Below are 21,458 nucleotides of genomic sequence, written 5' to 3'. Positions count from 1 at the left end.
ATGCGATACCTATACATCATCGTGGTCATGTCCCTCACGGCGATTGTCTCGCCGCTCAATCTTTTTGCTGCGCAAGTTACTGTCCTCCCAGAACAAAAATCAGTCATCGAGAATGCCGAATTTCAAACGGACATCACCATCAACACCGGAAATGAATCAATCAATACATTCTCAGGTATTTTGTCGTTTCCCCAAGAGATTATTGCAGTGAAAGAAGTTCGCACCACCGGGTCAATCATTAACTATTGGGTCGAGGAACCAAAAGTCAACGGCCAAGAAATTCATTTTGCCGGGATGACGCCCGGTGGGTTCACTGGTGCTCGAGGACTGCTCTTCTCTGTCGTCTTCACCGCCGCTGGCCAAGGCCAAGGAACTATTCAAATCAAAGATCCTCTCTTCCTTAAAAATGACGGGCAAGGAACAGCTGCAAAGATCTCCATCAGCAACTCAAGCATAGATGTCTTGGCACCGGATGTTCGCCGAAACATCACCATCCCTCCGCTTACTGACGTCATTCCGCCGGAACCATTTATCCCGGAAATATCAAACATTCCAGCGCTCTACAAAAATGCCTGGACGGTCTTCTTTGTGGCGCAGGACAAAGGTACTGGAATAGACCATTATGAAATCCAAGAACCAGCTGGCGGACTTTTAGGCTTCTTCACCCCGTGGGTGCGGGTTACTAATCCCTACCCGCTCAAGGATCAATCGGTCAGCTCGGCGTTTAACGTACGGGCCGTAGATAAGGCCGGAAACATCAGAACAGTTCACGTTTCGCCGCTTCATCCTAAAGCTTGGTATGCTAGCTTGACCTATTGGTTCATCATCGTTGGTATAATTGCCTTCGTAATCGTCACCAAACAGATCGTATGGCGAAAGCGCTGAAAATATTCGCCCTAAATTTTATTGGACTTATATTTTTTGTATTCGGAGCGTGGCCGAATATCAGTCACGCTGCTGATCTATTTTTTTCACCAGTAACCGGTTCAGGGACGGTCGGCGCGAGCTTTAGCGTCGTGGCTAAACTCAACACAAACGGGATTATCGCTAACGCCGTTGATGCTTCTATCACCTTCCCCGCCGGCAAACTACAAGTTAGCTCTATCTCAACTTCCGGTTCAGCTGTCTCACTTTGGGTGATGAATCCGCGGTTCGATAACAACGCCGGAACCATTACTTTTACGGGCGGCCAGCCTCGCCCTGGATTAAATGGTTCAAACATTACGCTGGCTATCATAACCTTTGTGCCGATCACAACGGGGTCAGCCACCATCTCGTACTCGGGCGTATCTGTTTTATCTGGCGACGGCCTAGCCTCAGAACTCTTGAGCGGACTAGGCTCGGCCACTTTCACGCTAAATCCAGCTCCCCCTCCACCGCCCGCACAACCAACACCATCTCCTACCACCACGCCAGCTCCAGTGATTATTTACGTCCCAGAGCCAAAGTCTGCAGCCCCGATACCCGAACAATTAGTCTGTCCGGAAACTGTCCCGACCATCTGCCCAACCGAAACGCTCCCAACGGAGGCCGTTCCAAGCACGGAACAAATATCTGAAACCGTCATTTGCCCGAGCCCCGCAACCGTATCCGCAACCATCAGTGCCCCGCCTCTTAAAAAACCAATTATAAATGTAATTGTCCCGGCTACGGCCATTTTGTTTAGCTTGCTTTGGCGCGGTGAAACGATAGCTCGCTGGGGCGCCAAAGCCATAAAAAATAGCCTTTTCTAGTGCCCCGCCAAAAACCGCTCTGCCTCTAGCGCCGCCATACACCCAGTTCCCGCGGCCGTAACGGCCTGCCGGTAATACGGATCCATCACATCTCCACACGCAAACACGCCGGGGATATTTGTTTTTGTAGATTTACCCTCCGTCACAATATAACCCTTCTGGTCGAGCGTGACGGTGCCGACAAATAACTCCGTATTCGGCTTGTGGCCAATGGCCACGAATAACCCTTGTGTCAGAAATTCGCTCACTTCTCCGGTCTTTGTGTTCTTGAGTTTAAGCGCCCGAATGCTCTCTTCGCCGAGAACTTCCTCTACCGTAGTATCCATGATGAAGGAAATCTTCGGGTTCTGCTGCGCGCGTTCGAGCATGATCTTGCTGGCTCGGAATGATTCGCTGCGGTGGATCACCGTTACCTTGGAAGCAAACCTGGTCAAAAAGTTCGCTTCTTCCATGGCCGAGTCTCCTCCGCCGACCACGACGATCTCCTTGCCGCGGAAGAAGAAGCCATCACAGGTGGCGCAAGCGGAAACACCTTTGCCCTGCAGTTCTCGCTCACCAGGACAACCGATCCACTTCGCAGATGCGCCCGTCGATATAATCACCGCGTCAGCTGTCATCTCTTTGCCACCTTCACTCTTCAATGTGAAAGGTTTCGACGAAAAATCTACGGACGTAATCACGTCCTGGAAAATCACCGTATCAAATCTCTCAGCCTGCTTCTTCAGCTTCTCCATGAGGTCTGTCCCCATCACCCCGGTCGGCTCGCCTGGCCAATTCTCCACTTCGCTCGTCAGCATGAGCTGGCCTCCGGGTTCACGCCCCGCAAATAAAACCGGCTTAAGCATAGCTCGGGCCGCATAAATAGCTGCCGTATACCCCGCCGGTCCAGAACCGATGATGACAAGAGATTGATGATCCATAGTGAAGGGAGTTTAGCACTACTCACAGTAAGGGTCGACCCATGCGTCGACCCTTACTGTGAACAAAAAAAAGAAACGCCCCAGGTCCGAAGACTTGAGGCGAACGTCATGGATCATGAGCCGAACATCTCCCAAGCAAATTCGTGATCGGGAGAGCAACCTTCCTCCCACAGAATCCCCGCTCCAATAGAATCCCCGGTGCGGTGAGTCCAAGTGAGATACCCGGAAAACCCGCGCAACACCCCAAAGTACGAGACAGAAGATCCGAAGAACCACCGTCCATAACGCGAATCCGATTTTCCCTGCTTGAGCTCGGGTCTGCAAAACCGCCAGCTCGACCTCGACGTCGATGGAGGAAGCAGACAGCCTCGCCAAGCCGGAAGAACCGTAGCGAATTCCTCAGGTGTCTCGGCCTGCCGAAGACCCACCCCAAGACGCACTCTTCCCATGATGTAGTCGCTCATCACCTCAGCACCATGTGCCCGATACAATGACTCCAACACGAAAAGCGTTCCTTTCGGTTGGACAGGACCGTCAAAGCCTTCTGCTTGATGCATGTAAAACCTCCAGCGCAGGAAATGCTGAAGCATTGAATAGTAAAAAATGACTTTCGTCAACCAAAAACGCCCCTTGCGGGGCGCGGTTGGAATATAACTAACCCGTGATTTGTTTCACTCTCTCCTTGAACGCATCCTTACTCATCGCTCCGGAAAACCGGCCAACCTCGCTGCCGCCCTTCATGACCACAAAGGTGGGAATGGAGAGAACGTTGAAACGCATAGCGAGTTCGGAGTTCTCATCCACGTTCACTTTGGCATAGGAGACCTCGGGCATTTCTGCGGCGAGTTCATCAATGAGTGGACCCATGACTTTGCATGGTCCGCACCAAACGGCCCAGAAATCAACGACAACTGGGGTTGTAGACTGCGTGATCTGTGAATCAAAGTTCGCTGTAGTGAGCTCCATAGAGTTTATACCGCAAGCGTTCTGGCCTGCAGTTCTTCTTTGTAGGCTTCGAGTGTATCACCAACTTCAATCTTCGTCTTGCCCTGGAAAGAAAGTCCACAATCCTGGCCAGCAAGAACGTCTTTGACGGTGGATTTGCCGCTCTGGAGGGCTTCAATGCGTCCCTCGCCCATAATCTGGCCGGCACGGAGCACGCGGACAACAGCGCCAGGAACAAACTTGCCCTTCTTCACCTTAGCGCCCACAATCTGTCCTTTTTCTGTCTTCTTGAAGAGTGCGAGGACTTCACCCGTACCAAGTTCCGTATAAATGTTCTCAGACGGAATGAGTTTCTTGAGACGCTCGACGACATTCTCGAAGATTCGATAAATGACCGTATGTAACTCGAGATCAATGTTCTTTGTGCGAGCAGCATCAGCGGCAGTAGTGCTGGACTTCACGTTGAAACCGTAGATAACGGAGTTCGTCGCTTCTGCCTTGGCCACGTCTACATCCGTAATATTACCAAGACCCTTAGATGAAATCTTCACCCCAACGTGCGGGTTCTCAATCTTTTCAATCATACCCACGAGCGCTTCAAGGGAACCAAGTACGTCGGCTTTCACCATGAGGTTCAAAAAGACCTTGTCAGTCTTGCCCTCTTCAGCACCTTCAGCAGGCTTAGCGGTCTTTGTACCAATATCCTGCGCACCGCTCTTAGAACGCTTTACGTCTTCACGCACGTCTTCAAGTTCAGCTGGATTTTCAGGGACCTCGAGAATATCGCCAACGGACGGTGCAGCTTTGAAGCCAAGAATCTTCACCGGTGTAGAAGGCAAAGCTTCTTTAATCGTCTTGCCGTCATAGGTGGTCAAAGCACGAACCTTGCCGTACAAATATCCGCCGACAGACAGCACGTCGCCGACACGCAATGTTCCCGTCTGAACGATGATGGTCGCCACCGGTCCCTGGCCTTTGTCGATTCTGGACTCGATAATCGTTCCGAGTGCCTTACGTTCTGGGTTGGCAACAATGTTGTCCTTCTCCATGTCTGTGACGAGAAGCAAGACGTCGAGGAGCTGATCAATGTGCAAATTCTTTTTTGCAGAAATAGGAACACAAACCGTCTTCCCTCCCCAATCTTCTGGGACCAGGCCGAGTTCTGCCAACTGGCTCTTCACGAGCTCCATGTTCGCGTTGTCTTTATCGATCTTGTTAATCGCAACAATGAACGGCAGCTTGGCGGCCTTAATAATATCTACCGCTTCTTTGGTCTGGGGCTGTACGCCGTCGTCCGCTGCGACAACTAGAATAGCAATGTCCGCCACTTTCGCACCGCGGGAACGCATAACCGTAAACGCTTCGTGACCTGGGGTGTCGATGAAGGTCAAAAGACGATCATTGCGAACAACCTGGTACGCGCCAATGTGCTGCGTGATACCGCCAGCTTCACCAGCCATGACGTTCTCCTTACGGATGACGTCGAGAAGCGATGTCTTGCCGTGGTCAACGTGGCCCATGACGACAATAACTGGAGGACGCGTCACGAAGTGTGCGCCTACTGCTTTCTCGTCTTCACGAGCCTTCGCAAGTCTGTCCTCACCAGCACCAAGCAAAGACTCAGTCTGAAGTTCTGCAGGCTCGGCAATGAAGCCCAAGTCCTCGGCAATAATAGAAGCTGACTCAAAGTCGATCGGCTCGTTCAAAGACGCCAAAATACCGGAACGCATCAGTTCCTGCATCACTTTCTGCACCGGCAAGTTCAGGAGAGTCGAAAACTCGCGCACTGTAATCTTGCCCGGAATCTTTACGTGTTCAGCCGTACCAGAAAGCACCTGGAGCTTCTTCTCAGCGCGAAGCTTCTGGTCCTCCATTTTCTTCTGGAGATACTGGCGCTTTTTCAAATCCTGCCAGGCGTTTTGAATCTTTCCCACGTCACGATCTGGAATCTTCAACGCCTTTCCTCCAATGTCAAAACCAAGCTCCGGCAGCTTGCTTCTCAATTCTTCTGTGGACACCCGTAGGCGTCGCGCGAGTTCCGAAATATTCATGCCAAGATAGTAGTCGAAAGTGGTCTTTCCGTCAAAAGCTACGGGGCAAAAGTCTCCAATTGAATAATGCCGGTATCAGCCCCGCATGAACCAACCTCAATCATGTCGTCATGGGCAGTGACGTAGTAGCCGGTGCCGAAGGAGCCGAAAAGTGAATGAGAAGGGTCAGTTGGGGCGTCTTCTGCAGTTGGGAAGATTTCTTCGGGAGGCAGACAGTTATCAGCGATCTGTTCGGTCGGACAAAATCTCCCCCAGTCGCCGGCGCACGAGGAACCAGTGCCGAGGAGATACTTCTCACCCTCGTTAGCCTTGAGCCGGCGAAGAAGGGCGTCGTATTTATCACTCTTTTGCTGGGAGAGGGTCAGAATAGAGGTCATGATCTGGCGAACGTCATCGCTTCTCTGACTGTCTCGAGCAAGTGACAATGAACGAACAGGATTCACCGCCAGCGCAATCACAATCACTAGAATTATCAAAAGCCCGATTACCAATAGATAATCAAGCCTGGTTCCGCGCATGAAGTGGCCATGAGGCATATGTTGCATTATACCGGATTTTTCGCTAAGGTTAAGGTGGAACCACAAAGGAGGCACCATGCCTGACGACCCCGACAGCGAACCCAAAGAAGAACGGTTCACGGCCGGCGACGGCCGGTATATGTGTGCGCTCCTTGTGAATCCGGAGCAAACAGCCGCCAAAGTGAAGATGATTGACCTGTGCTACGGATACGATGCCGATGACCCAGGGTCGGATGAGATCACTCTCGAATCCGGGCCCCAGGAAACGCCCAGCGGCATTGCCGACTGGCTGACAGACGAAGTGGTCAACCAAACCGTCCAGAGCGATTTTATGTGGCGACGGGCCTCAGACAGCGTCATGGAAATCCAGAACGCTATCATCGATCTGGTCAGGCAGTTCTTAAAGAGGCGTGACCGCGCAGCGGACATCCTCAAGTGATCACGCGACCATACCGTGCACGGCCCTTTTCACCGGGGGCCGTGTTGTGTTATAGAGTCCCCGCCCCCCCGAGGAGTCCCATGCCACCGCTCTCCGTGTCTGCATTCTCCGAAACAATCGACCACTCCCACAAGGTCGAAGGCTCGGCCTCAGTCCACCAGGGTTATTTCGAACACAAAGGAGACCAAAAGCCCGTCTACCTGCAGGAACTCAGCTTCAACTGGAACGGCCGCGAAGTCCAAATCACCTCTTGGCGTCTGGACACCACCGATCAGTTCTCCGATGAATGCGTGAAGAAAGCCTGGGACGAACTCATCCGCGGCCTGGCCTACCAATCCGGCCCCGGCATCAGCCGATACCTGAAGGACGAAGCCAGGGCTAAGGACGGACTGGAACTCCAGGTGCCGTTCGTGGTGGAAGACCTGTTCACCAAAGTCCTCGAGAAGCTCAAGCGCGAAATGGAAAACCTCTACCCCGCCGCTCCGCGCTCCGAAGCGGTAGACCCCATCGAAGCCGCACATCAGGCTCAAGCCTGAAACAAACACCGCCCTCCCGCGCACGGGACGGGCGGTGTCCTTATTTCTGACAGCTGGGACAATAATGCGTGCCGCGTCCAGCCAGCGCTATTTTCTTAATTGGCGTTTTACATTTCTTACATGGCTCTTGCTCGCGACCATAAACTTTTAACAAAGCGGAAAAACCGCCTTGAGCACCATTAGTATCCGCGTAATCGTTGGCGGTGGTCCCGTTTAGCTCAATCGACTTGAGCAGAATCTTTTGCACTTCCTTGATCAAAGTTACTCGATCTTTTTCGGTCAAAGTCGAAAGCCGTCTAGTGGGTCTAATCCCGGTCCGGTGACAGGCCTCATCCGCGTAGATATTGCCCACGCCAGCAATACATTCCTGGTTTAACAGCGCAGCTTTGACGGTTCTTGAGGCCGGGGTTTTCAAGCACTCAGCAAGTACCTTAACTGGTGTCTCGAGTGGCTCTGGACCATACTTCGACAGCACCTCTTCAAGGCCCTTCGCCGACACATATTTCAGATACCCAAAAGTCCGCACATCAGACCACACCACCCTCTCTTTGCCCCCGTCGAATACAAAAAGTATTCGGTCGTGTTTCTGCCTAATATATTTTTTATCAACAAACAAAAACTTACCCGTCATCTTCAAGTGGCCAATTATCGCCGTCCCGTCAGCAAATTTAAAAATCAAAAGTTTTGCTCTTCTTCCAACGGCCAACAACCGACCACCTACCACCTTCTTCTCGAATCTTTTCCCGCTTGGAGTCTCCCGACCAGTCTTCCAGATTTCTACGCCCGAAATGACTCGCCCGGCCAAGCGTTCATTCAATTGACGCTTGATTGTTTCTACCTCTGGGAGCTCGGGCATAGCTATTTAAGACGTTCGAGGAGCACTTTAGTGACCTCATCCGGGGAGGCTGAGCTGCTGATTTCGATAAATTGAACCGTCGAATGCTCTCGAGCATAATCCGCCGCCGCTTTCTCGGTTTCGTAATAGCGGCGAAGACGGGTTTCGATCACTTCAGAGACATCATCACCTCGGCCACGAGCAGATAGACGTTGGCGAGCCAGCTCGTCAGGAATAATTAGGTGAATAAAATGCGTTGGCTTCTCGAACTCGAGATATGTCTTCAACGAATCCACAGATCTGGGGTAACCATTCACAATATATCCACTCTTCTGAATTTCTGGGGACAATAGTTTGTCTTTGTAGATGTCAGTGGCCACGCCCTTGGGGATCATGGTTCCAGACTCGACATAGGGTTTTACGAGCAGGCCTAGCTCGCTCCCCTTGGCAATCTCATCCCGCAAAATCTGCCCCGTAGAAAAGTGCGGAATTCCAAGAATATTGGCGAGTAATTCGCACTGCGTATCCTTCCCCGCCCCAGGAAGACCGTAGACAATTATTTTGTAAGTCATACCGGGTATTAATAGCGCAATTGACCGTTCAGTAAAAGAGCAGTACAAAAAAGGCCTTGTTTTGGAGAAAACGTGGGAAAGACCGTTCAGTGTGTGCGTGTGTTGGGTGGCTATATCGAGGTTCCCGTGGATGAGCTGGAGTTCCGGCCGAGTGCGTATGCGCTCGTCCGACGCGGGCATCGGCTTCTATTGATACGTATGAAGCTTACCGGCAAGTTGTTCTTGCCGGGTGGCGGGATCGAACCCGGTGAATCTGCCGGACACGCAGTGGTTCGGGAAGTCTTCGAAGAAACCGGCCTCAAGCTCAAAAATGTGAACTTCTGGAAGATGTTCGAGAACTTCGCATACTACGATCCAACCCAAAAGGCCTACCACGTCCATCTGCTGATCTACACCGCAGAAGTAGACGGCGATTGGCAGATCAGCAGGGAAGACCCTGAAGAAGGGCCTGCTGAATGGGTAAACATGGAAAAGGCGAAGGACAAAGAATTTCAGAATATCGCGCTCGATATCGCCCGGCTATACATGGCATGGCGGTAAAGAACGCTCTCGTCTAAGATCCGCTCCTCCGGGGGCGGATCTCGTTATTTCTAGAAAGTCTGGCATACTCTCGGAATCCAATAGCCCACCTCTAGACTCTTCGCCTGCGCTCAGAGTCGAATACCGTAATCCACCGTATCCTATGCCCTTCCTCCTAATCGATAAACCCGCCGGTATCACCTCTCATGATGTCGTCGACAAAGTCCGCAAAATCACTGGCGAACGGACTGTTGGCCATGCCGGCACGCTCGACCCCTTTGCCACAGGGCTTTTAATCGTGGGCGTGGGCCGGGACTGTACCAAACAGCTTTCGACATATCTTGGTATGGATAAGGAATACGAGGCCGAGTTTGTAATTGGGGCAACTACGGACACGCTCGACCCAGAAGGGGCCGTCATTCCCTCGCCTGCTGTCTCTATCGACCAACAGATGATCCTCGATGCCATGAAAAAGCTGACCGGCGAAATCTCACAAATCCCCCCCATGCACTCGGCCATTAAGGTCGGCGGACAAAAACTCTATAATCTAGCCCGTCAAGGAAAGACCATCGAAGTCGCCCCGCGACAGCTCACGGTTCACTCCTTCGAGTTGCTCGGCGAGCCGAATTTAACGACCTGGCCAGTCATGATCAAGGTTCGCATCTTCTGTTCGTCTGGCACCTACATTCGCGCGCTCGCGAGAGACCTGGGGATACTCCTGGGGACAACTGGATATGTTTCAAGCCTTCGCCGAACGAAAATCGGGGAATTTTCAGTAACCTCTGCAAAAACGCTTGGCGAGCTGACCTCTCCCGTGTTACCCTCCTAGGCGTAAGACCGATCTCGTAGAACTAAATTATGCTTATCCCCCTTATTCTTGCTCTCGGGGGGTTGATCCTTGGTAGTCTTGGTGGATATTTAATCCGCGCCAACATTGTCAAAAATCAAACAAACTCCGCCGAGGCACGTGCTGTAAAAGTATTAGAACAGGCTAAAGAACAGGAACAACGAATCATCATTGAGGCTAAAGAGAAGGCCCTGGCCTACGTTGAGGAGGGCAAAAAGGAGTTGCAAGTTAAGGAACGTGACGTTAAGTCCATGCATGACCGTCTCGCTGACCGCGAGCAGCTTTTTGATAAGACGCTCTTGGATTTTGAGACTCGCAAGCTCCAGCTTGATGACTATAAAGGCAAGCTTGAGGCTGCTAAGGCCAAGATTGACGAGGTTCGCCAAGCTGCCGAATTGAAACTTGAGGAAGTGGCTGGCATGGGTAAAGAGGCAGCACTCGAAGTGATCATGAAGCGAGTTGAAGAAGACAAGCAGGATGCGCTCATGAGCTTGATCCGCAAGTACGACCAGCACACAGAAGAAGAACTAGAGAACCACGCACGCAAAGTGCTCTCTCTTGTTATTCAGCGTTTTGCGTCGAGCCAGGTCGTAGATTCTGCCACCACGTTCGTCGATCTCCCGTCCGAGGACTTTAAGGGTCGTATCATCGGCAAAGAAGGCCGCAACATTAAAGCAATTGAGCACCTCACGGGCTGTGAACTTATCGTTGACGACACTCCGGGCATGATCACCATCTCCGGCTTCTCCCCCGTTCGCCGCCAAGTAGCCAAGCGCGCGCTCGAGATCCTAATGAAAGATGGTCGAATCCAACCAGCTAAGATTGAAGATGCCGTTAAAGAATCCAAGAACGACCTAGCTAAAGAAATGAAGAAAGCCGGTGAAGATGCGTTGTACGAGCTCGGCATTCCTGTTTCATCGATCGATCCTAAGCTCGTCTCTATCCTTGGTCGCCTCAAGTACCGCACGAGCTACGGACAGAACGTACTCCAGCACTCAATCGAGGTTGCCCGCATCTCCGGCATGATCGGCGAGGAGCTCGGCATGGATCCCTTCCCGCTCAAGAAAGGCGGGTTATTCCATGATATTGGCAAGGCCGTTGACCATGACATGCAGGGTTCTCATCCACAGATTGGTTACAACATCATGAAAAAGTTCGGCTTTCCAGAGGAGCTGTGCTACCAGTCAATCGCTCATCATGAGGACAAACCAAGAACCATCGAGGGCGTGGTTGTGAAAGCCGCTGACGCCATCTCAGGCGCTCGCCCGGGTGCTCGCCGTAACTCTGTAGAAGAGTACCTCCAACGCCTCCAGAACCTGGAAATGACGGCCGCTGGCTTCCCAGGAGTTGAGAAGGCCTACGCCATTCAGGCGGGCCGTGAAGTGCGTGTATTCGTTCAGCCGGGCGAGATAGATGACTTCAAGGCCCATGAGCTGGCTCGCGATATTGCTAAGAAGATTGAAAGCGAGCTGACCTACCCAGGCGAGGTCAAAGTGACCGTTATCCGCGAGACTCGGGTAATCGAGTTTGCTAGGTAATACTTGACGGCATTCTCATACTCCGCTAACATAAGCGCATTATGAACAAAGCTGAACTGTCCCTTAAGCTCTCAGAGCGCTTGGATATCCCTAAAAAGCTAGCCGAAGATCTCATTGAGAACTTTGAACAGCTAGTTGTGCAGGCGCTCGTAGCAGGCGATGAAGTAACGATTGCTGGCTTCGGTACCTTCTCTGCTCGCACACGTTCCGCTCGCATGGGCGTGAACCCACGGAACCCAACGGAAAAGATCCGTGTGCCAGAAGTCCGCGTGCCTAAGTTCAAAGCTGGTAAGGGTCTGAAGGACGCTTTAAAGAAGACCAACATGAGTAAGTCGGCACCAGTAGCTAACGCCTCCTAAAAACAAATTTAGAAAGTCCCGCGCCTGTAGAATGGTGCGGGACTTTTACGTTCTGACAACGGTATTCACAGTGGAGCTTGCTCCGAAAGCACGTTTGCGCCCACCACGCGGACTTTCTTCCACGCCTCAACCACGCGCTCTTCCCGCTGGTCAAAGACCTGGCGATGCAGTAGACGCTCTATGTAAGCGTGCTCCCACCCGAGGGCCGTAACCCGAAAGGTCAAAACATGCACTGCGGCCATGAACTCAGACGACGCTGCCAACCTAGGCGGTGGCCGGGTTGTACCCCGGCCAAACTCCAGGGTCCGATCAACGGTAAATTGATACTCTGCCACGTTTCCTCCAAAGGTAAACATTAATACTCTACCACAAGTAAACGAAAACAAAATACTCCGCGAGGAACTGTTAGGAGGTAATCCGACTCCAGTTCCGAACGGAGTATTTTGATTTCGTTTACTTAAGGGCTGTAAGCACATCGTCCAGAGGCACAATCTTAGCCTCCCCACCTGCGCGCTCCTTCCATTCTGCGCCACCAGCAGCGAGAGACTTCTCAGAAATCACTACCCGCACCGGGATACCCACAAGATCAGCGTCGGCGAACTTCGCCCCAGGGGCAACGCCCTCGCGGTCATCCCAAAGAACGTCAATCCCCTTTCCGGAAAGCTCGACGTACAGCTTCTCAGCAGCCTCATCGACTGATTTCTGAACCTCGGCGCTCTTGGCGTTTAGCGTAACCAAGTTTACGGCAAATGGAGCCACAGCCTTCGGCCAAATAATTCCCTTATCGTCATGGGAAGCTTCGACAATAGCGCCAACGAGTCGAGACACGCCAATGCCGTAACAGCCCATGAGAATCGGCATAGACTTTCCGTCTTCGCCCTGCACCACAAAGTTAAAGTCTTTAGAGAATCTGTCGGACAAATCAAAAATGTTTCCAACCTCTATCCCCTTTGTCGCGACCAGCTCACCCTTACAGTTTGGGCAGGCGTCACCGGCCTTTACCGTGGCGATCTCCGTGTTTTGAGCGAACGAACAGTTGCGACAGAGAATCAAATCATCTTCGCCGGCAGGGGTTTCAACCTGGAACTCATGAGAGGCTTTCTTCGAGAATGAACCACCGGAAGATTCGGTAACTTTCGCGTCTAGTCCCATTCGCGAGTAGGCCTTCAGGTATCCCTGCTTGGCCTGTTCGTAGAAGCGTTCGAAATCCTCGACGGATGTATGGAACGAGTACATGTCCTTCATTAGGAACTCTCGACCACGAAGCACGCCGCTCTTGGCGCGGAGCTCATCGCGGAACTTTGTTTGAATTTGATAGACAGCCAACGGCAAGTCTTTGTAGGACTTAACGAATTCCTGCACTAGCGGAGTGACGAGCTCCTCAGCAGTTGGGCCGAGACCGTATTCCTTACCAGTCTGGCTCGGAACTTTAAAAAGCACGTCAACTGAATCCCAACGGTTAGTCTTCTGCCAGTTCTCTTTAGGCTGGAGCGCAGTCATCAAAATCTCCTGACCGCCAAGTGAGTTCATCTCCTCACGTACGATCTTTTCCACGTTACGCAAAACGCGCAAGCCGAGTGGCAGCCAAGAATAAACACCGGCCATTTCCTGGTGGACAAATCCGCCCTGCACCAGATACCGCGCATTCACGGAATCCGCATCGCCAGGCCGGTTCTTAGAAGATTTCGAAAAGAGTTGGGAGTAGCGCATAGTGAAAGGATGGTAGCACCCCTTCCCTACGGTGTCACCTGGATAACGGTTCCGGCAATGTGGGCAATAATCAACACGACGCCGATGCCCATAATAATCAGAGCAAGCTGGAAAATGGACTTGGCGTCTTTATCATCAGTCACGAACCCGATAAAGATATACGACGCAAATCCCAGAATAAGAAGCGCGGGAACACCGGCCAGGACGATACCAACTAAAAGAAGTGGAGACATATTGTGTACAGTATATCAGAAAACAAAACGACCCCCTTTCGGGGATCGGCTTGTGGTGCACCGGGCGGGACTCGAACCCGCGACCAATAGATTAAGAGTCTACTGCTCTACCAACTGAGCTACCGATGCGTAACGGTGGAAAGTATGCCAAATGCTTTGACTGAGGTCAAGATTTTTGCTAGTATTCAGTGGTTCTGCGGTGTTAGCTCAGCTGGATAGAGCATCTGCCTTCGAAGCAGAGGGTCGGGGGTTCGAATCCCTCACACCGCACCAGAAACAAAAGAGAGATATTTTGGTAAAATTTTTAGGAGGTAATCCGACTCAAATTTTAACGAGATATCTCTCTTTTGTTTCTACCACCCTTTTGCCTGTATTGCCGCCTGAGCAGCGGCTACCTGGGCTTCTTGTTTGCTCGATCCGTTGGCCTGAGCCACGAGGTCCTTGCCAAGAAACGCGCCGACGACGAAGATTTTTGCGTGGTCGGGACCGGTTTCACTCAAAACTTTATAGCTTGGTGTAATGCCAAGTTTGGACTGGGAAGATTCCTGGAACACACTCTTAGGATCCGCAAACAAACGCTTTTCAATAATGTTAGGCAGATGCGAAAGAACGTTCTTAGTGATGAACGTTTTCGAAAGCTCCCAGCCAAAGTCCAAATAAATGGCGCCAATGATTGCCTCGATCGCATTCGCCAAAATATACTTGCGGGCTTTGGAGTTCGTGTCCTTCTCTTCGCCCTTGGACAAATATAGATATGGCTCAATACCCAGTGCCTGGGCAATTTCGCCCAAGGAATCCCCATTCACGAGCGCTGAACGCCAGGTGGTCAAATCCCCTTCCGGATTCGGGTGGTTGATATAGAGGTTCTCCGTGACGACGAGCTCGAGCACGGCGTCTCCGAGAAACTCCAATCGTTCGTTATGATCAAGCGGAAAATCAGGATGCTCGTTCAAATACGAACGGTGTACAACAGATTGCTCGAGGTGACCGTCGGCTTTAAATGGGATTTCCAACTTGTCTGCCAATTCCTGGATGTTTTTTTCCATAATTTATTCCGCGTCCTCAGTTTCTGTGGGCGTCGCAAGCGTCGCCCCTACCATCTCGGCCGCTTTCTTCTTCTCCATGTCAATGTCGATCTGCTTCACGATTCCACTATCGACTGTATCTTTATAGATCGCACCGAGCACGCCGTTCACAAATTTACCAGAAGCATCTCCGCCAAAGGTCTTACCGAGTTCAATAGCTTCGTTAATGGCAACCTTTGACGGAATAGACTCGTCGATTTTTAATTCATACACACCGAGACGCAGCACGTTCCTATCAATCAGCGTCATGGTGTCCACCGTCCAGTTTGGAGCAAAGCGATTCAAAATGTCATCAATTTCCCCCATCCGCTTCACAATATCCGTCACCTGTTTTTCTACGTATCCGCCATCGTCAAAATCAGGCGCGAATTCAGCCTTAACAAACTTCATAATTTCCGGCAGGCGAGAGAGTTCTCGGCCACGGAAATCCCATTCGTAAAGAGCTTGCATCGCCATAGTTCTGGCGAGGTGACGATTAGACATAGTTCACGGCGAAGAATACCAGAACCACTAAAAAGTGAAAACCGCTTATTCAGCGGCTTTCGTTTCTTCCTTAGCTTTAGTTGCTTTCTTTGGAGCTTTGGCTGCTTTAGGCGCCTTAGCTTCTTTCTTCAAGACCTTCTTTACTTCATCCATGCCAGTCTTCTTGACCGAGCGATCACCGTACTTACCGCAATTCTTACAAGCGCGATGTGGCAAGGTGACAAAACCACAACCAGCGCACGTAGCAGTAACCACAGCCTTTAAGGCGTGATGTGACCGGCGGCGGCGAACTTTAGAGCGTGAGGAACGGAATGATGGTAGTGGCATAGGCGTCTTTAAGGTTGGCGGAATAGTACAAAGATTGACGAAATCCGTCAAGAAGAATAGGCTCTAAGCCCGTTTTTCCCCTGGAGGTGCCCGTGCTGCTCTTTGATTCCCGCAAGCCCCGTGTTGTTCTTCCTGTGGTGTTCACACCGCCGGAGAACGGTCCACACCCGCGTTCAGCCTACCCGTACGACCCGCACGTCCTGTGCGTGGAGGTTCTCCCGAACCGCCTCTTCGTGGTCAGCAAGACCGAAGCTGCATACGTCCCGGCCGGAGCCATCATCATGGTTGACGACGCCGAGACCGCAGCCTGGCGATCGGTGGAAGACCGCGCGGATGCGTTCCGCGTGAACCTCTACCAAGACGGTCTCCTGTCCCTCAAAAACGGCCTGCAAGCCATGAACGCGGAAAAGTACGCGTTCGTGTCTGACTGCCGCGAGGCCGTGGACGAATACTGCGCCGACCTGGTCCGTGGCAGTGCAGAAGTGCGGATCATGGTGGAGGATCTCCAAGACAACGGACTCCCCTTGCGCAACGATGCGGAAATCAAGAAGTTCCGCGACGCCGCTCACGCTCTGCGGGGAGTGTCCACTCGCCCCTTCGCTCGGTTCTTCGGCGCGAGTGGCAAGCTGATCGATCAAGCGCTCGAGATCATTGAGACCGGCAACGGTACCGTCACGGACGTGTACGGGAACCTGTCGAGTGCGCGCGCCACACTGAAGGCTCCGCGTCTCCTGGTGCAGTTGTTCAAGATCACGCTCCTCGCTTCTGACGCGCGCCGTAAAGAAATCGGCATCCCGAAGAAGCAGGCGCAGTGGGCGTTCCACCAGATCAACGACATCCGCAACGAATTTGCCCACCTCAAGGCCGCACTCCATCACAGCATGGGTGTCGACTACGTGGTCTCGTTCCAGTACGGCCTCAACCATCTCAACGCCGCAGCACAGGGCCTGGATCCGTTCCATACGGAAGAACGTCCGATCAACATGGAGGAAACGTACAAGCTCCTCACGGAAGCAGGACGGACGCTCGCCGGTATGGCGTAGAACATCTCAGAATCGCAAGGGCCGACCATTTCTGGTCGGCCCGTTTTTTATTCCTTTCCTTCTTTCTCCCCCTCCACCACCGCCGCTGTGGCGACTTTGTCTGAAGGAGTCTTGAAACGCATGACTTTCACGCCCTGCGTGGCGCGACCAAGGATAGACACAGTGTCTACCGGCGTGCGAATGATCTGTCCAGCCATGGACATTACAAGCATGTCTCGGCCGTCCTTCTCTTTCACGATATGTGACGCCACGAGCTTGCCAGTCTTGGTGGACAACTGGGCGGCCTTAATACCCTGGCCGCCGCGGTTCTGGAGCGTGTATTCAGACACGTCCGAACGCTTGCCGTAACCGTTCTCCATGATGTTCAGGAACAATCGGCCTTCCTTCAAATCATCCTGAGTAATCACATCCATACCAATTACCTCATCCTCGCCCTTGAGCTTAATACCGCGTACTCCGGCCGCGACTCGACCCATACCTCGGACATCCGCCTCAGAGAAGTGGATCGACATTCCATTAAACGTCGTCAACAAGATGTCGTCTTTACCCGTGGAGGTCTTCACCCACTGGAGGTTATCGCCGTCGTTCAGCTTAATGGCGATGAGTCCGGACTTGCGCACGTTCTCAAAGTCGTCGAGTTCGGTCTTTTTGATGGTTCCGCGGCTCGTCACCATGACAATGTACTTCGCCTTGCTCTTCTTGAGATCGCCGGTCAGCACAGCGGTGACCTTCTCGCCCGGACCGAGCTCAAGGAAGTTCACAATCGCCTGCCCTTTAGCGGTTCTGCTCGCCTCTGGAATGTCGTATGCCTTGAGCCGGAACACTCGACCACGAGACGTGAAGAACATCATGTCTTCATGCGTGCTCGTGGACCAGATATTTTCGACCGCATCTTCCTCCTTCGTCGTGAGACCGATAACTCCCTTGCCACCGCGTCCTTGAACGGTGAAGTTGTCCGGGGAGACGCGTTTGATGTAGCCGTCCTTTGTCATGAGGACGACAGTTTGGACATCAGGAATCAAGTCCTCCATAGAGAACTCCTTCACGCCAGACTTGATAATCTTGGTTCGGCGCTCGTCGCCATATTCTTTCATGAGGACTTCGATCTCGTCCGTAATCACCTTCATCATCTTCTTGTCAGACGCGAGGATGGATTCGAGCTCCTTCATGATCTTCGTCTTGTCGGCATGCTCCTCTTCAACGCGGATGCGTTCAAGGTTAGCTAGGGCCTGCAAACGCATTTCCAGAATGGCAATAGCCTGGCGCTCCGTCATCTTGAAACGCTTCATCAAATTCACGCGAGCTTCGTCCTTATCTTCAGACTTCTTGATAACAGCAATCACCTCGTCAATGTTCTCGAGTGCGATAATCAAACCGTCCAGGATGTGCAATCGATCCTTAATCTTATCAAGGTCAAACTGCGTGCGGCGCTTCACGACAACTCGGCGATGCTTTACGTGTTCTTCGAGGATTTGCTTCAAGTTCAAGATGCGCGGCTGAATGCCGTCAACAAGAGCAAGAACGTTATAGTGGAACGACGTCTGGAGCGGGGTCATCTGATACAACATGTTCAAAACCTTGCGGGGATAGGCGTCTTTCTTGAGCTCGATAACAATGCGCACACCTTCTTTGTTGGACTCATCACGAAGGTCACGAATGCCCTCAATCTTCTTCTCGCGGACAAGATCGGCGATCTTTTCGATGAGAGTCGATTTGTTCACCATGTACGGAATCTCGGACACCACAATCATGCTCATGTCCTTCTTGCCTTCCACGATCTCGGCCGTCGCACGACAAACCACGCCACCTCGACCCGTCGAGTAGGCATTTCTGAGATCGCTCGCGCCGTAGACAATTCCGCCCGTTGGGAAATCCGGTCCCGGAATGTGCACCATGAGGTCTTCCACCGTCATGTCAGGGTTCTCAATCAACGCTAAAAGCCCAGCGCACACTTCCTTCACGTTATGTGGAGGAATGTTTGTGGCCATACCCACGGCAATACCGAGCGTGCCGTTTACGAGGAGGTTTGGGAGCTTGGTCGGCAAAACAGACGGCTCTTCATGAGAACCATCATAGTTCGGGCGGAAGTCTACCGTGTTCTTCTCAATGTCCGTCAGCAATTCTTCAGAAATGTAGGAAAGTTTAGCTTCCGTGTAACGCATGGCAGCGGCCGAGTCTCCGTCCATGGATCCAAAGTTTCCTTGGCCCTGGACTAACAAATAGCGAGTAGAAAAGTCCTGCGCCATGCGCACCATGGACTCATAAATGGCGCTGTCACCGTGCGGGTGATACTTGGCCATCACTTCTCCAACCACGTTGGCGGATTTGCGGAAACGCGCCGTTGGCCTGAGGCCAATAGACCACATGGCATACAAAATGCGGCGGTGCACCGGCTTCAAACCGTCACGAACATCCGGCAGCGCGCGCGAAACAATCACGCTCATGGCGTAATCCAGATAACACCGGCGCATTTCCTCCGTAATACTCTGACTAATGATTGTCCCAATCGGCTGTAGCTTCTGTTCTTCAGGTTCTTTCGCCATAAAATCACTCCTTTACCGGCACATCTTGCAAAAGTTTCTTAAATTTTTCAACCGCAGTATCAGCAGGGGTCGCGGTAGGGGTCGACGCCTCCGTCGATCCACTCATAGGCGTAGGTGCAGCCGCAGTCTCCCCAAACTGTGTCTTCATGCTAGCAAAGTCCTCTTTGACTGAGGCTAAGGCGTGAGCCGAAAGCGTAGTCTTCATTTGCGCGATAGCTATCAGAGCGATCACCGCAAAGGCTCCAACAAATATTGCTGCTATCTGCTGCCGACCCCTTGGGATCTTGCGCTTGAGAATGAGTTTGCTTCCCTCCATATTTTTTTAACTACTTCGTGAATATCACGAGTTTCATATCTTCTTCCGGCAAACCGCTCTTAACAATCTTCAGCTTATTCACTTCTTCCGTAGGGCAGCCAAGCTCACGCTTGAGCGCATCCGGCATGCCGTAGTCATCTCCCCCATCTACATAGGAAGGGATGACCATGCGAGGCTCAATTTGGGCGACAACCTCTGCGGCTTGCGAGGCAGTCAACACGTTCTTTCCACCTGCAGGGACAATGAGAATGTCGATCGGGCCGAGACCTTCTACCTCTTTCTCGGACAATGTTCTGTCGAGCGCGCCCAGGAACCCAACCTTCACGCCCTCAATATCAAAACGATAAATAGTGTGAGCGGTGCCGTCCTTCCGAGTTGCGTCGACACCCGCTACTGCCACGCCACCGACCTCATATTCACCCGCGTGCGGAATGTTGAACACCTTTTTGTGATCTTCAGGATGCTCAGGTTCTACGGCCTTAAAGTTATTCGCATCGTCTCCGTCATGGCTACTAACAACCAGCGATGCAACCTGACTTTTAAATTTAGTGTTCGGGCTAGTAAATGGATTCGTAACCAAAGTCACATCCGCCTGCATTGGTTTAGCGGTAATCGTAAAACTCCCGAGTCCGTTATAAGCAATCTGCATAGGTGTATTTCCCGTACAGATTACCACGGCTCTCACAAAATACCAACTACAAATTACACACCCTAAAGACAAAAAGAAGAACCCGTCCGGCGCCGACTCCCCTCTTGGGAATCAAACACCGAACGGGTTGCTGACGAATTGCACTAGTACTCGAGATCGGGCTCGGCGTCGCTCTCCTCCAGGGGAAGAAGTCCGACGAACGGACGAAGGCTGCTAAATTCCAGCTGCCCGGCCCGACCGATCGAGCGGAAGTAGGCTCCGAGCCGCTCCGCGAAGCGGTCCGCATCCTCGATCGCCTTCACCACGCCGTACTCGCTGATCACGTACTCGGCCCTGGCGAGTACCTCTCCGGCGATCTGCTCGGTCTCGGCATCGCACAAGAGCATCATGCCCCCGAGATTTCCGAACGAGTTCTCGTTGTCGCCCAGCTTACGGACAGCCGCACGAACCTCGGTTTCTGCCTCGTTCCACTCGAGCACGACCTTGCACGTAAACGGAATGACACGCATGTTCCCTCCGGGACTGTTATCTGGGGCAGGAATACCCCGCGGAACCCTTTAAATATAGCAAAAAAATGGACTTTTGTCAAGCAAAAACAGATATATTATGTTTAATATAAGCCAAAAAGAAGAACCCGTCAGGTACCCTCGTCAGCCACGGGGCTGCGGGTACCAAACGAGTTCGAGTCAACCATTCAGATCTTCACGAGGAGGCACATGGCTTCAGAATCTCCCTTGCCCGGCTCGGGGTGAGTATTTCCCGGCCGAAACCAGATGTGGCCGGTGATCTGCTCCGGATCTTTAATTCGCCGCTTCGCAATCACCAGATGCGCGTTCTCCATTGGCCAGCCGTGGTAACCGATGCACGAATGTATCGAGCCGAAGGCTACGATTTCATGCCGGGATTTCAAGGCCGGATACAGAACGTCAAACGCCAGCGCCTCTACGGGCGTAGCGACACGCCATCCGCGCGCACGCGCCCTCCAGGCCATAGCGTCGACGCACCGGTAGAAAGGCTCCAGCCGAAACGTGTGCCAACCCGGACACACCTCAAGACCTTCAAGTGAATCGTGGGGAGTCCACTCTACGCTCCCCCAAAAGTTGCCGCGGTCCCATTTTCTATCCTCATGCGCCGTGTACTCGTCCGGAAAACTGAACGTCTCGCGTAGCTTGGCTGTGAGCGGAAGCTCAGAAGGAACAAGCATCCGAACTTCGCCAACGCCCACACCCGGTGCCGGATCCACGTTCTCCATACCCA

General features: G+C 52.3%; 25 protein-coding genes and 2 tRNA genes. 10 read left to right on the top strand and 17 right to left on the bottom strand.

The annotated features are described in order from the left end of the window. Positions 1-885, top strand: a complete 885-nt coding sequence (locus tag WC813_00355) for a hypothetical protein (protein MFA5946459.1) — start codon at positions 1-3, stop codon at positions 883-885. Further along, positions 870-1,733, top strand: coding sequence for a cohesin domain-containing protein (locus WC813_00350; GenBank protein MFA5946458.1), 864 nt, complete (start codon positions 870-872; stop codon positions 1,731-1,733). Before WC813_00355 ends, WC813_00350 begins: the two co-directional genes overlap by 16 nt. Here the strand turns inward: WC813_00350 and trxB are convergent. The 4 genes from trxB to WC813_00330 all read right to left on the bottom strand — a co-directional run bounded on the left by trxB (position 1,730) and on the right by WC813_00330 (position 6,185). Next, positions 1,730-2,653 (bottom strand): thioredoxin-disulfide reductase, encoded by a 924-nt coding sequence (gene trxB / locus WC813_00345; GenBank protein MFA5946457.1) that lies wholly within the window; start codon positions 2,651-2,653, stop codon positions 1,730-1,732. The genes WC813_00350 and trxB overlap by 4 nt on opposite strands. 654 nt (positions 2,654-3,307) lie before the next feature. After that, positions 3,308-3,619 carry a thioredoxin gene (gene trxA / locus WC813_00340; GenBank protein MFA5946456.1) on the bottom strand — a complete coding sequence of 104 codons (312 nt, stop codon included), beginning with the start codon at positions 3,617-3,619 and terminating at the stop codon, positions 3,308-3,310. Between the two features lie 5 nt (positions 3,620-3,624). After that, positions 3,625-5,649: a translation initiation factor IF-2 gene (gene infB / locus WC813_00335; GenBank protein ID MFA5946455.1), complete on the bottom strand. Its 2,025-nt coding sequence runs from the start codon at positions 5,647-5,649 to the stop codon at positions 3,625-3,627. Between the two features lie 38 nt (positions 5,650-5,687). Beyond that, positions 5,688-6,185, bottom strand: coding sequence for a hypothetical protein (locus tag WC813_00330; protein ID MFA5946454.1), 498 nt, complete (start codon positions 6,183-6,185; stop codon positions 5,688-5,690). 58 nt (positions 6,186-6,243) lie between these two features. Between WC813_00330 and WC813_00325 the strand changes: the two genes are divergently transcribed. Further along, entirely contained in the window at positions 6,244-6,606 is a 363-nt protein-coding gene (locus WC813_00325; protein MFA5946453.1) for a hypothetical protein, read from the top strand. 95 nt (positions 6,607-6,701) lie between these two features. After that, positions 6,702-7,142: a hypothetical protein gene (locus tag WC813_00320; GenBank protein MFA5946452.1), complete on the top strand. Its 441-nt coding sequence runs from the start codon at positions 6,702-6,704 to the stop codon at positions 7,140-7,142. Positions 7,143-7,182: 40 nt separating this feature from the next. Here WC813_00320 and mutM read toward each other — a convergent pair whose 3' ends face one another. Together mutM and WC813_00310 are read right to left on the bottom strand one after the other, a co-directional pair. Next, on the bottom strand, positions 7,183-7,998 hold the full coding sequence (mutM, locus tag WC813_00315; GenBank protein ID MFA5946451.1) for a bifunctional DNA-formamidopyrimidine glycosylase/DNA-(apurinic or apyrimidinic site) lyase: 816 nt from the start codon (positions 7,996-7,998) through the stop codon (positions 7,183-7,185). Between the two features lie 2 nt (positions 7,999-8,000). Then, positions 8,001-8,549: a nucleoside monophosphate kinase gene (locus WC813_00310; protein ID MFA5946450.1), complete on the bottom strand. Its 549-nt coding sequence runs from the start codon at positions 8,547-8,549 to the stop codon at positions 8,001-8,003. Between the two features lie 72 nt (positions 8,550-8,621). Between WC813_00310 and WC813_00305 the strand changes: the two genes are divergently transcribed. The 4 genes from WC813_00305 to WC813_00290 all read left to right on the top strand — a co-directional run bounded on the left by WC813_00305 (position 8,622) and on the right by WC813_00290 (position 11,812). Continuing rightward, positions 8,622-9,089 carry an NUDIX hydrolase gene (locus tag WC813_00305; protein MFA5946449.1) on the top strand — a complete coding sequence of 156 codons (468 nt, stop codon included), beginning with the start codon at positions 8,622-8,624 and terminating at the stop codon, positions 9,087-9,089. A gap of 142 nt (positions 9,090-9,231) precedes the next feature. Then, the gene (truB, locus tag WC813_00300) at positions 9,232-9,897 is read left to right on the top strand and encodes a tRNA pseudouridine(55) synthase TruB (GenBank protein MFA5946448.1); all 666 of its coding nucleotides are present in this window, start codon (positions 9,232-9,234) and stop codon (positions 9,895-9,897) included. Between the two features lie 29 nt (positions 9,898-9,926). Continuing rightward, positions 9,927-11,453 carry a ribonuclease Y gene (gene rny / locus WC813_00295; protein ID MFA5946447.1) on the top strand — a complete coding sequence of 509 codons (1,527 nt, stop codon included), beginning with the start codon at positions 9,927-9,929 and terminating at the stop codon, positions 11,451-11,453. 41 nt (positions 11,454-11,494) lie between these two features. Then, positions 11,495-11,812, top strand: coding sequence for an HU family DNA-binding protein (locus WC813_00290; GenBank protein MFA5946446.1), 318 nt, complete (start codon positions 11,495-11,497; stop codon positions 11,810-11,812). 453 nt (positions 11,813-12,265) lie between these two features. On the opposite strand, the gene WC813_00285 is transcribed toward WC813_00290, so the two are convergent. The 3 genes from WC813_00285 to WC813_00275 form a co-directional block, all read right to left on the bottom strand. Then, on the bottom strand, positions 12,266-13,522 hold the full coding sequence (locus WC813_00285; GenBank protein MFA5946445.1) for an aminoacyl--tRNA ligase-related protein: 1,257 nt from the start codon (positions 13,520-13,522) through the stop codon (positions 12,266-12,268). Between the two features lie 26 nt (positions 13,523-13,548). Next, positions 13,549-13,755, bottom strand: coding sequence for a hypothetical protein (locus WC813_00280; GenBank protein ID MFA5946444.1), 207 nt, complete (start codon positions 13,753-13,755; stop codon positions 13,549-13,551). A gap of 53 nt (positions 13,756-13,808) precedes the next feature. Next, a tRNA-Lys gene (locus WC813_00275) sits at positions 13,809-13,884 on the bottom strand. Positions 13,885-13,951: 67 nt separating this feature from the next. On the opposite strand from WC813_00275, the gene WC813_00270 reads away from it, so the two are divergent. Beyond that, positions 13,952-14,028 (top strand) — tRNA-Arg (locus WC813_00270). 80 nt (positions 14,029-14,108) lie between these two features. Here WC813_00270 and rnc read toward each other — a convergent pair. The 3 genes from rnc to rpmF are packed head-to-tail and all read right to left on the bottom strand — an operon-like array spanning position 14,109 to position 15,650. After that, positions 14,109-14,801, bottom strand: a complete 693-nt coding sequence (gene rnc / locus WC813_00265; GenBank protein ID MFA5946443.1) for a ribonuclease III — start codon at positions 14,799-14,801, stop codon at positions 14,109-14,111. Positions 14,802-14,804: 3 nt separating this feature from the next. Then, the gene (gene nusB / locus WC813_00260) at positions 14,805-15,323 is read right to left on the bottom strand and encodes a transcription antitermination factor NusB (GenBank protein MFA5946442.1); all 519 of its coding nucleotides are present in this window, start codon (positions 15,321-15,323) and stop codon (positions 14,805-14,807) included. 45 nt (positions 15,324-15,368) lie between these two features. Continuing rightward, a complete protein-coding gene (gene rpmF, locus WC813_00255; GenBank protein ID MFA5946441.1) occupies positions 15,369-15,650 on the bottom strand; it encodes a 50S ribosomal protein L32 in 282 nt (93 codons plus the stop codon). A 92-nt stretch (positions 15,651-15,742) separates the two neighbouring features. Here rpmF and WC813_00250 point away from each other — a divergent pair, with 92 nt between their 5' ends. Next, the gene (locus tag WC813_00250) at positions 15,743-16,693 is read left to right on the top strand and encodes a hypothetical protein (GenBank protein ID MFA5946440.1); all 951 of its coding nucleotides are present in this window, start codon (positions 15,743-15,745) and stop codon (positions 16,691-16,693) included. Between the two features lie 47 nt (positions 16,694-16,740). Here the strand turns inward: WC813_00250 and gyrA are convergent, their stop codons facing one another. From gyrA to WC813_00225, 5 genes are all read right to left on the bottom strand, one after another. Continuing rightward, the gene (gene gyrA / locus WC813_00245) at positions 16,741-19,236 is read right to left on the bottom strand and encodes a DNA gyrase subunit A (protein ID MFA5946439.1); all 2,496 of its coding nucleotides are present in this window, start codon (positions 19,234-19,236) and stop codon (positions 16,741-16,743) included. A 4-nt stretch (positions 19,237-19,240) separates the two neighbouring features. Further along, positions 19,241-19,552 carry a hypothetical protein gene (locus tag WC813_00240; GenBank protein MFA5946438.1) on the bottom strand — a complete coding sequence of 104 codons (312 nt, stop codon included), beginning with the start codon at positions 19,550-19,552 and terminating at the stop codon, positions 19,241-19,243. A 10-nt stretch (positions 19,553-19,562) separates the two neighbouring features. Continuing rightward, on the bottom strand, positions 19,563-20,201 hold the full coding sequence (locus tag WC813_00235; protein MFA5946437.1) for an MBL fold metallo-hydrolase: 639 nt from the start codon (positions 20,199-20,201) through the stop codon (positions 19,563-19,565). A gap of 143 nt (positions 20,202-20,344) precedes the next feature. After that, complete coding sequence (locus WC813_00230) at positions 20,345-20,710, bottom strand: hypothetical protein (protein ID MFA5946436.1); 366 nt, start codon at positions 20,708-20,710, stop codon at positions 20,345-20,347. 185 nt (positions 20,711-20,895) lie between these two features. Then, positions 20,896-21,453 carry a hypothetical protein gene (locus WC813_00225; GenBank protein ID MFA5946435.1) on the bottom strand — a complete coding sequence of 186 codons (558 nt, stop codon included), beginning with the start codon at positions 21,451-21,453 and terminating at the stop codon, positions 20,896-20,898. Positions 21,454-21,458 lie beyond the last annotated feature (5 nt).

This window comes from Patescibacteria group bacterium (assembly GCA_041659765.1).
In the GTDB taxonomy this organism is placed as follows: Bacteria; Patescibacteriota; Patescibacteriia; order UBA9934; family UBA9934; genus JAGORL01.
The sequence above is the reverse complement of the archived record's forward strand: the minus strand, read 5'-3'. Positions and strand labels throughout refer to the sequence as shown.

What these genes read in the sequence shown, in the direction of transcription:
- mutM (MFA5946451.1), bottom strand. Translation starts at nt 7,998, where the DNA reads ATGCCCGAGCTCCCAGAGGTAGAAACAATCAAGCGTCAATTGAATGAA.
- WC813_00225 (MFA5946435.1), bottom strand. Translation starts at nt 21,453, where the DNA reads ATGGAGAACGTGGATCCGGCACCGGGTGTGGGCGTTGGCGAAGTTCGG.
- trxA (MFA5946456.1), bottom strand. Translation starts at nt 3,619, where the DNA reads ATGGAGCTCACTACAGCGAACTTTGATTCACAGATCACGCAGTCTACA.
- infB (MFA5946455.1), bottom strand. Translation starts at nt 5,649, where the DNA reads ATGAATATTTCGGAACTCGCGCGACGCCTACGGGTGTCCACAGAAGAA.
- gyrA (MFA5946439.1), bottom strand. Translation starts at nt 19,236, where the DNA reads ATGGCGAAAGAACCTGAAGAACAGAAGCTACAGCCGATTGGGACAATC.
- rpmF (MFA5946441.1), bottom strand. Translation starts at nt 15,650, where the DNA reads ATGCCACTACCATCATTCCGTTCCTCACGCTCTAAAGTTCGCCGCCGC.
- WC813_00310 (MFA5946450.1), bottom strand. Translation starts at nt 8,549, where the DNA reads ATGACTTACAAAATAATTGTCTACGGTCTTCCTGGGGCGGGGAAGGAT.
- rnc (MFA5946443.1), bottom strand. Translation starts at nt 14,801, where the DNA reads ATGGAAAAAAACATCCAGGAATTGGCAGACAAGTTGGAAATCCCATTT.
- truB (MFA5946448.1), top strand. Translation starts at nt 9,232, where the DNA reads ATGCCCTTCCTCCTAATCGATAAACCCGCCGGTATCACCTCTCATGAT.
- WC813_00325 (MFA5946453.1), top strand. Translation starts at nt 6,244, where the DNA reads ATGCCTGACGACCCCGACAGCGAACCCAAAGAAGAACGGTTCACGGCC.
- nusB (MFA5946442.1), bottom strand. Translation starts at nt 15,323, where the DNA reads ATGTCTAATCGTCACCTCGCCAGAACTATGGCGATGCAAGCTCTTTAC.
- WC813_00235 (MFA5946437.1), bottom strand. Translation starts at nt 20,201, where the DNA reads ATGCAGATTGCTTATAACGGACTCGGGAGTTTTACGATTACCGCTAAA.
- rny (MFA5946447.1), top strand. Translation starts at nt 9,927, where the DNA reads ATGCTTATCCCCCTTATTCTTGCTCTCGGGGGGTTGATCCTTGGTAGT.
- WC813_00280 (MFA5946444.1), bottom strand. Translation starts at nt 13,755, where the DNA reads ATGTCTCCACTTCTTTTAGTTGGTATCGTCCTGGCCGGTGTTCCCGCG.
- WC813_00350 (MFA5946458.1), top strand. Translation starts at nt 870, where the DNA reads ATGGCGAAAGCGCTGAAAATATTCGCCCTAAATTTTATTGGACTTATA.
- WC813_00285 (MFA5946445.1), bottom strand. Translation starts at nt 13,522, where the DNA reads ATGCGCTACTCCCAACTCTTTTCGAAATCTTCTAAGAACCGGCCTGGC.
- WC813_00330 (MFA5946454.1), bottom strand. Translation starts at nt 6,185, where the DNA reads ATGCCTCATGGCCACTTCATGCGCGGAACCAGGCTTGATTATCTATTG.
- WC813_00290 (MFA5946446.1), top strand. Translation starts at nt 11,495, where the DNA reads ATGAACAAAGCTGAACTGTCCCTTAAGCTCTCAGAGCGCTTGGATATC.
- WC813_00240 (MFA5946438.1), bottom strand. Translation starts at nt 19,552, where the DNA reads ATGGAGGGAAGCAAACTCATTCTCAAGCGCAAGATCCCAAGGGGTCGG.
- WC813_00230 (MFA5946436.1), bottom strand. Translation starts at nt 20,710, where the DNA reads ATGCGTGTCATTCCGTTTACGTGCAAGGTCGTGCTCGAGTGGAACGAG.
- WC813_00355 (MFA5946459.1), top strand. Translation starts at nt 1, where the DNA reads ATGCGATACCTATACATCATCGTGGTCATGTCCCTCACGGCGATTGTC.
- trxB (MFA5946457.1), bottom strand. Translation starts at nt 2,653, where the DNA reads ATGGATCATCAATCTCTTGTCATCATCGGTTCTGGACCGGCGGGGTAT.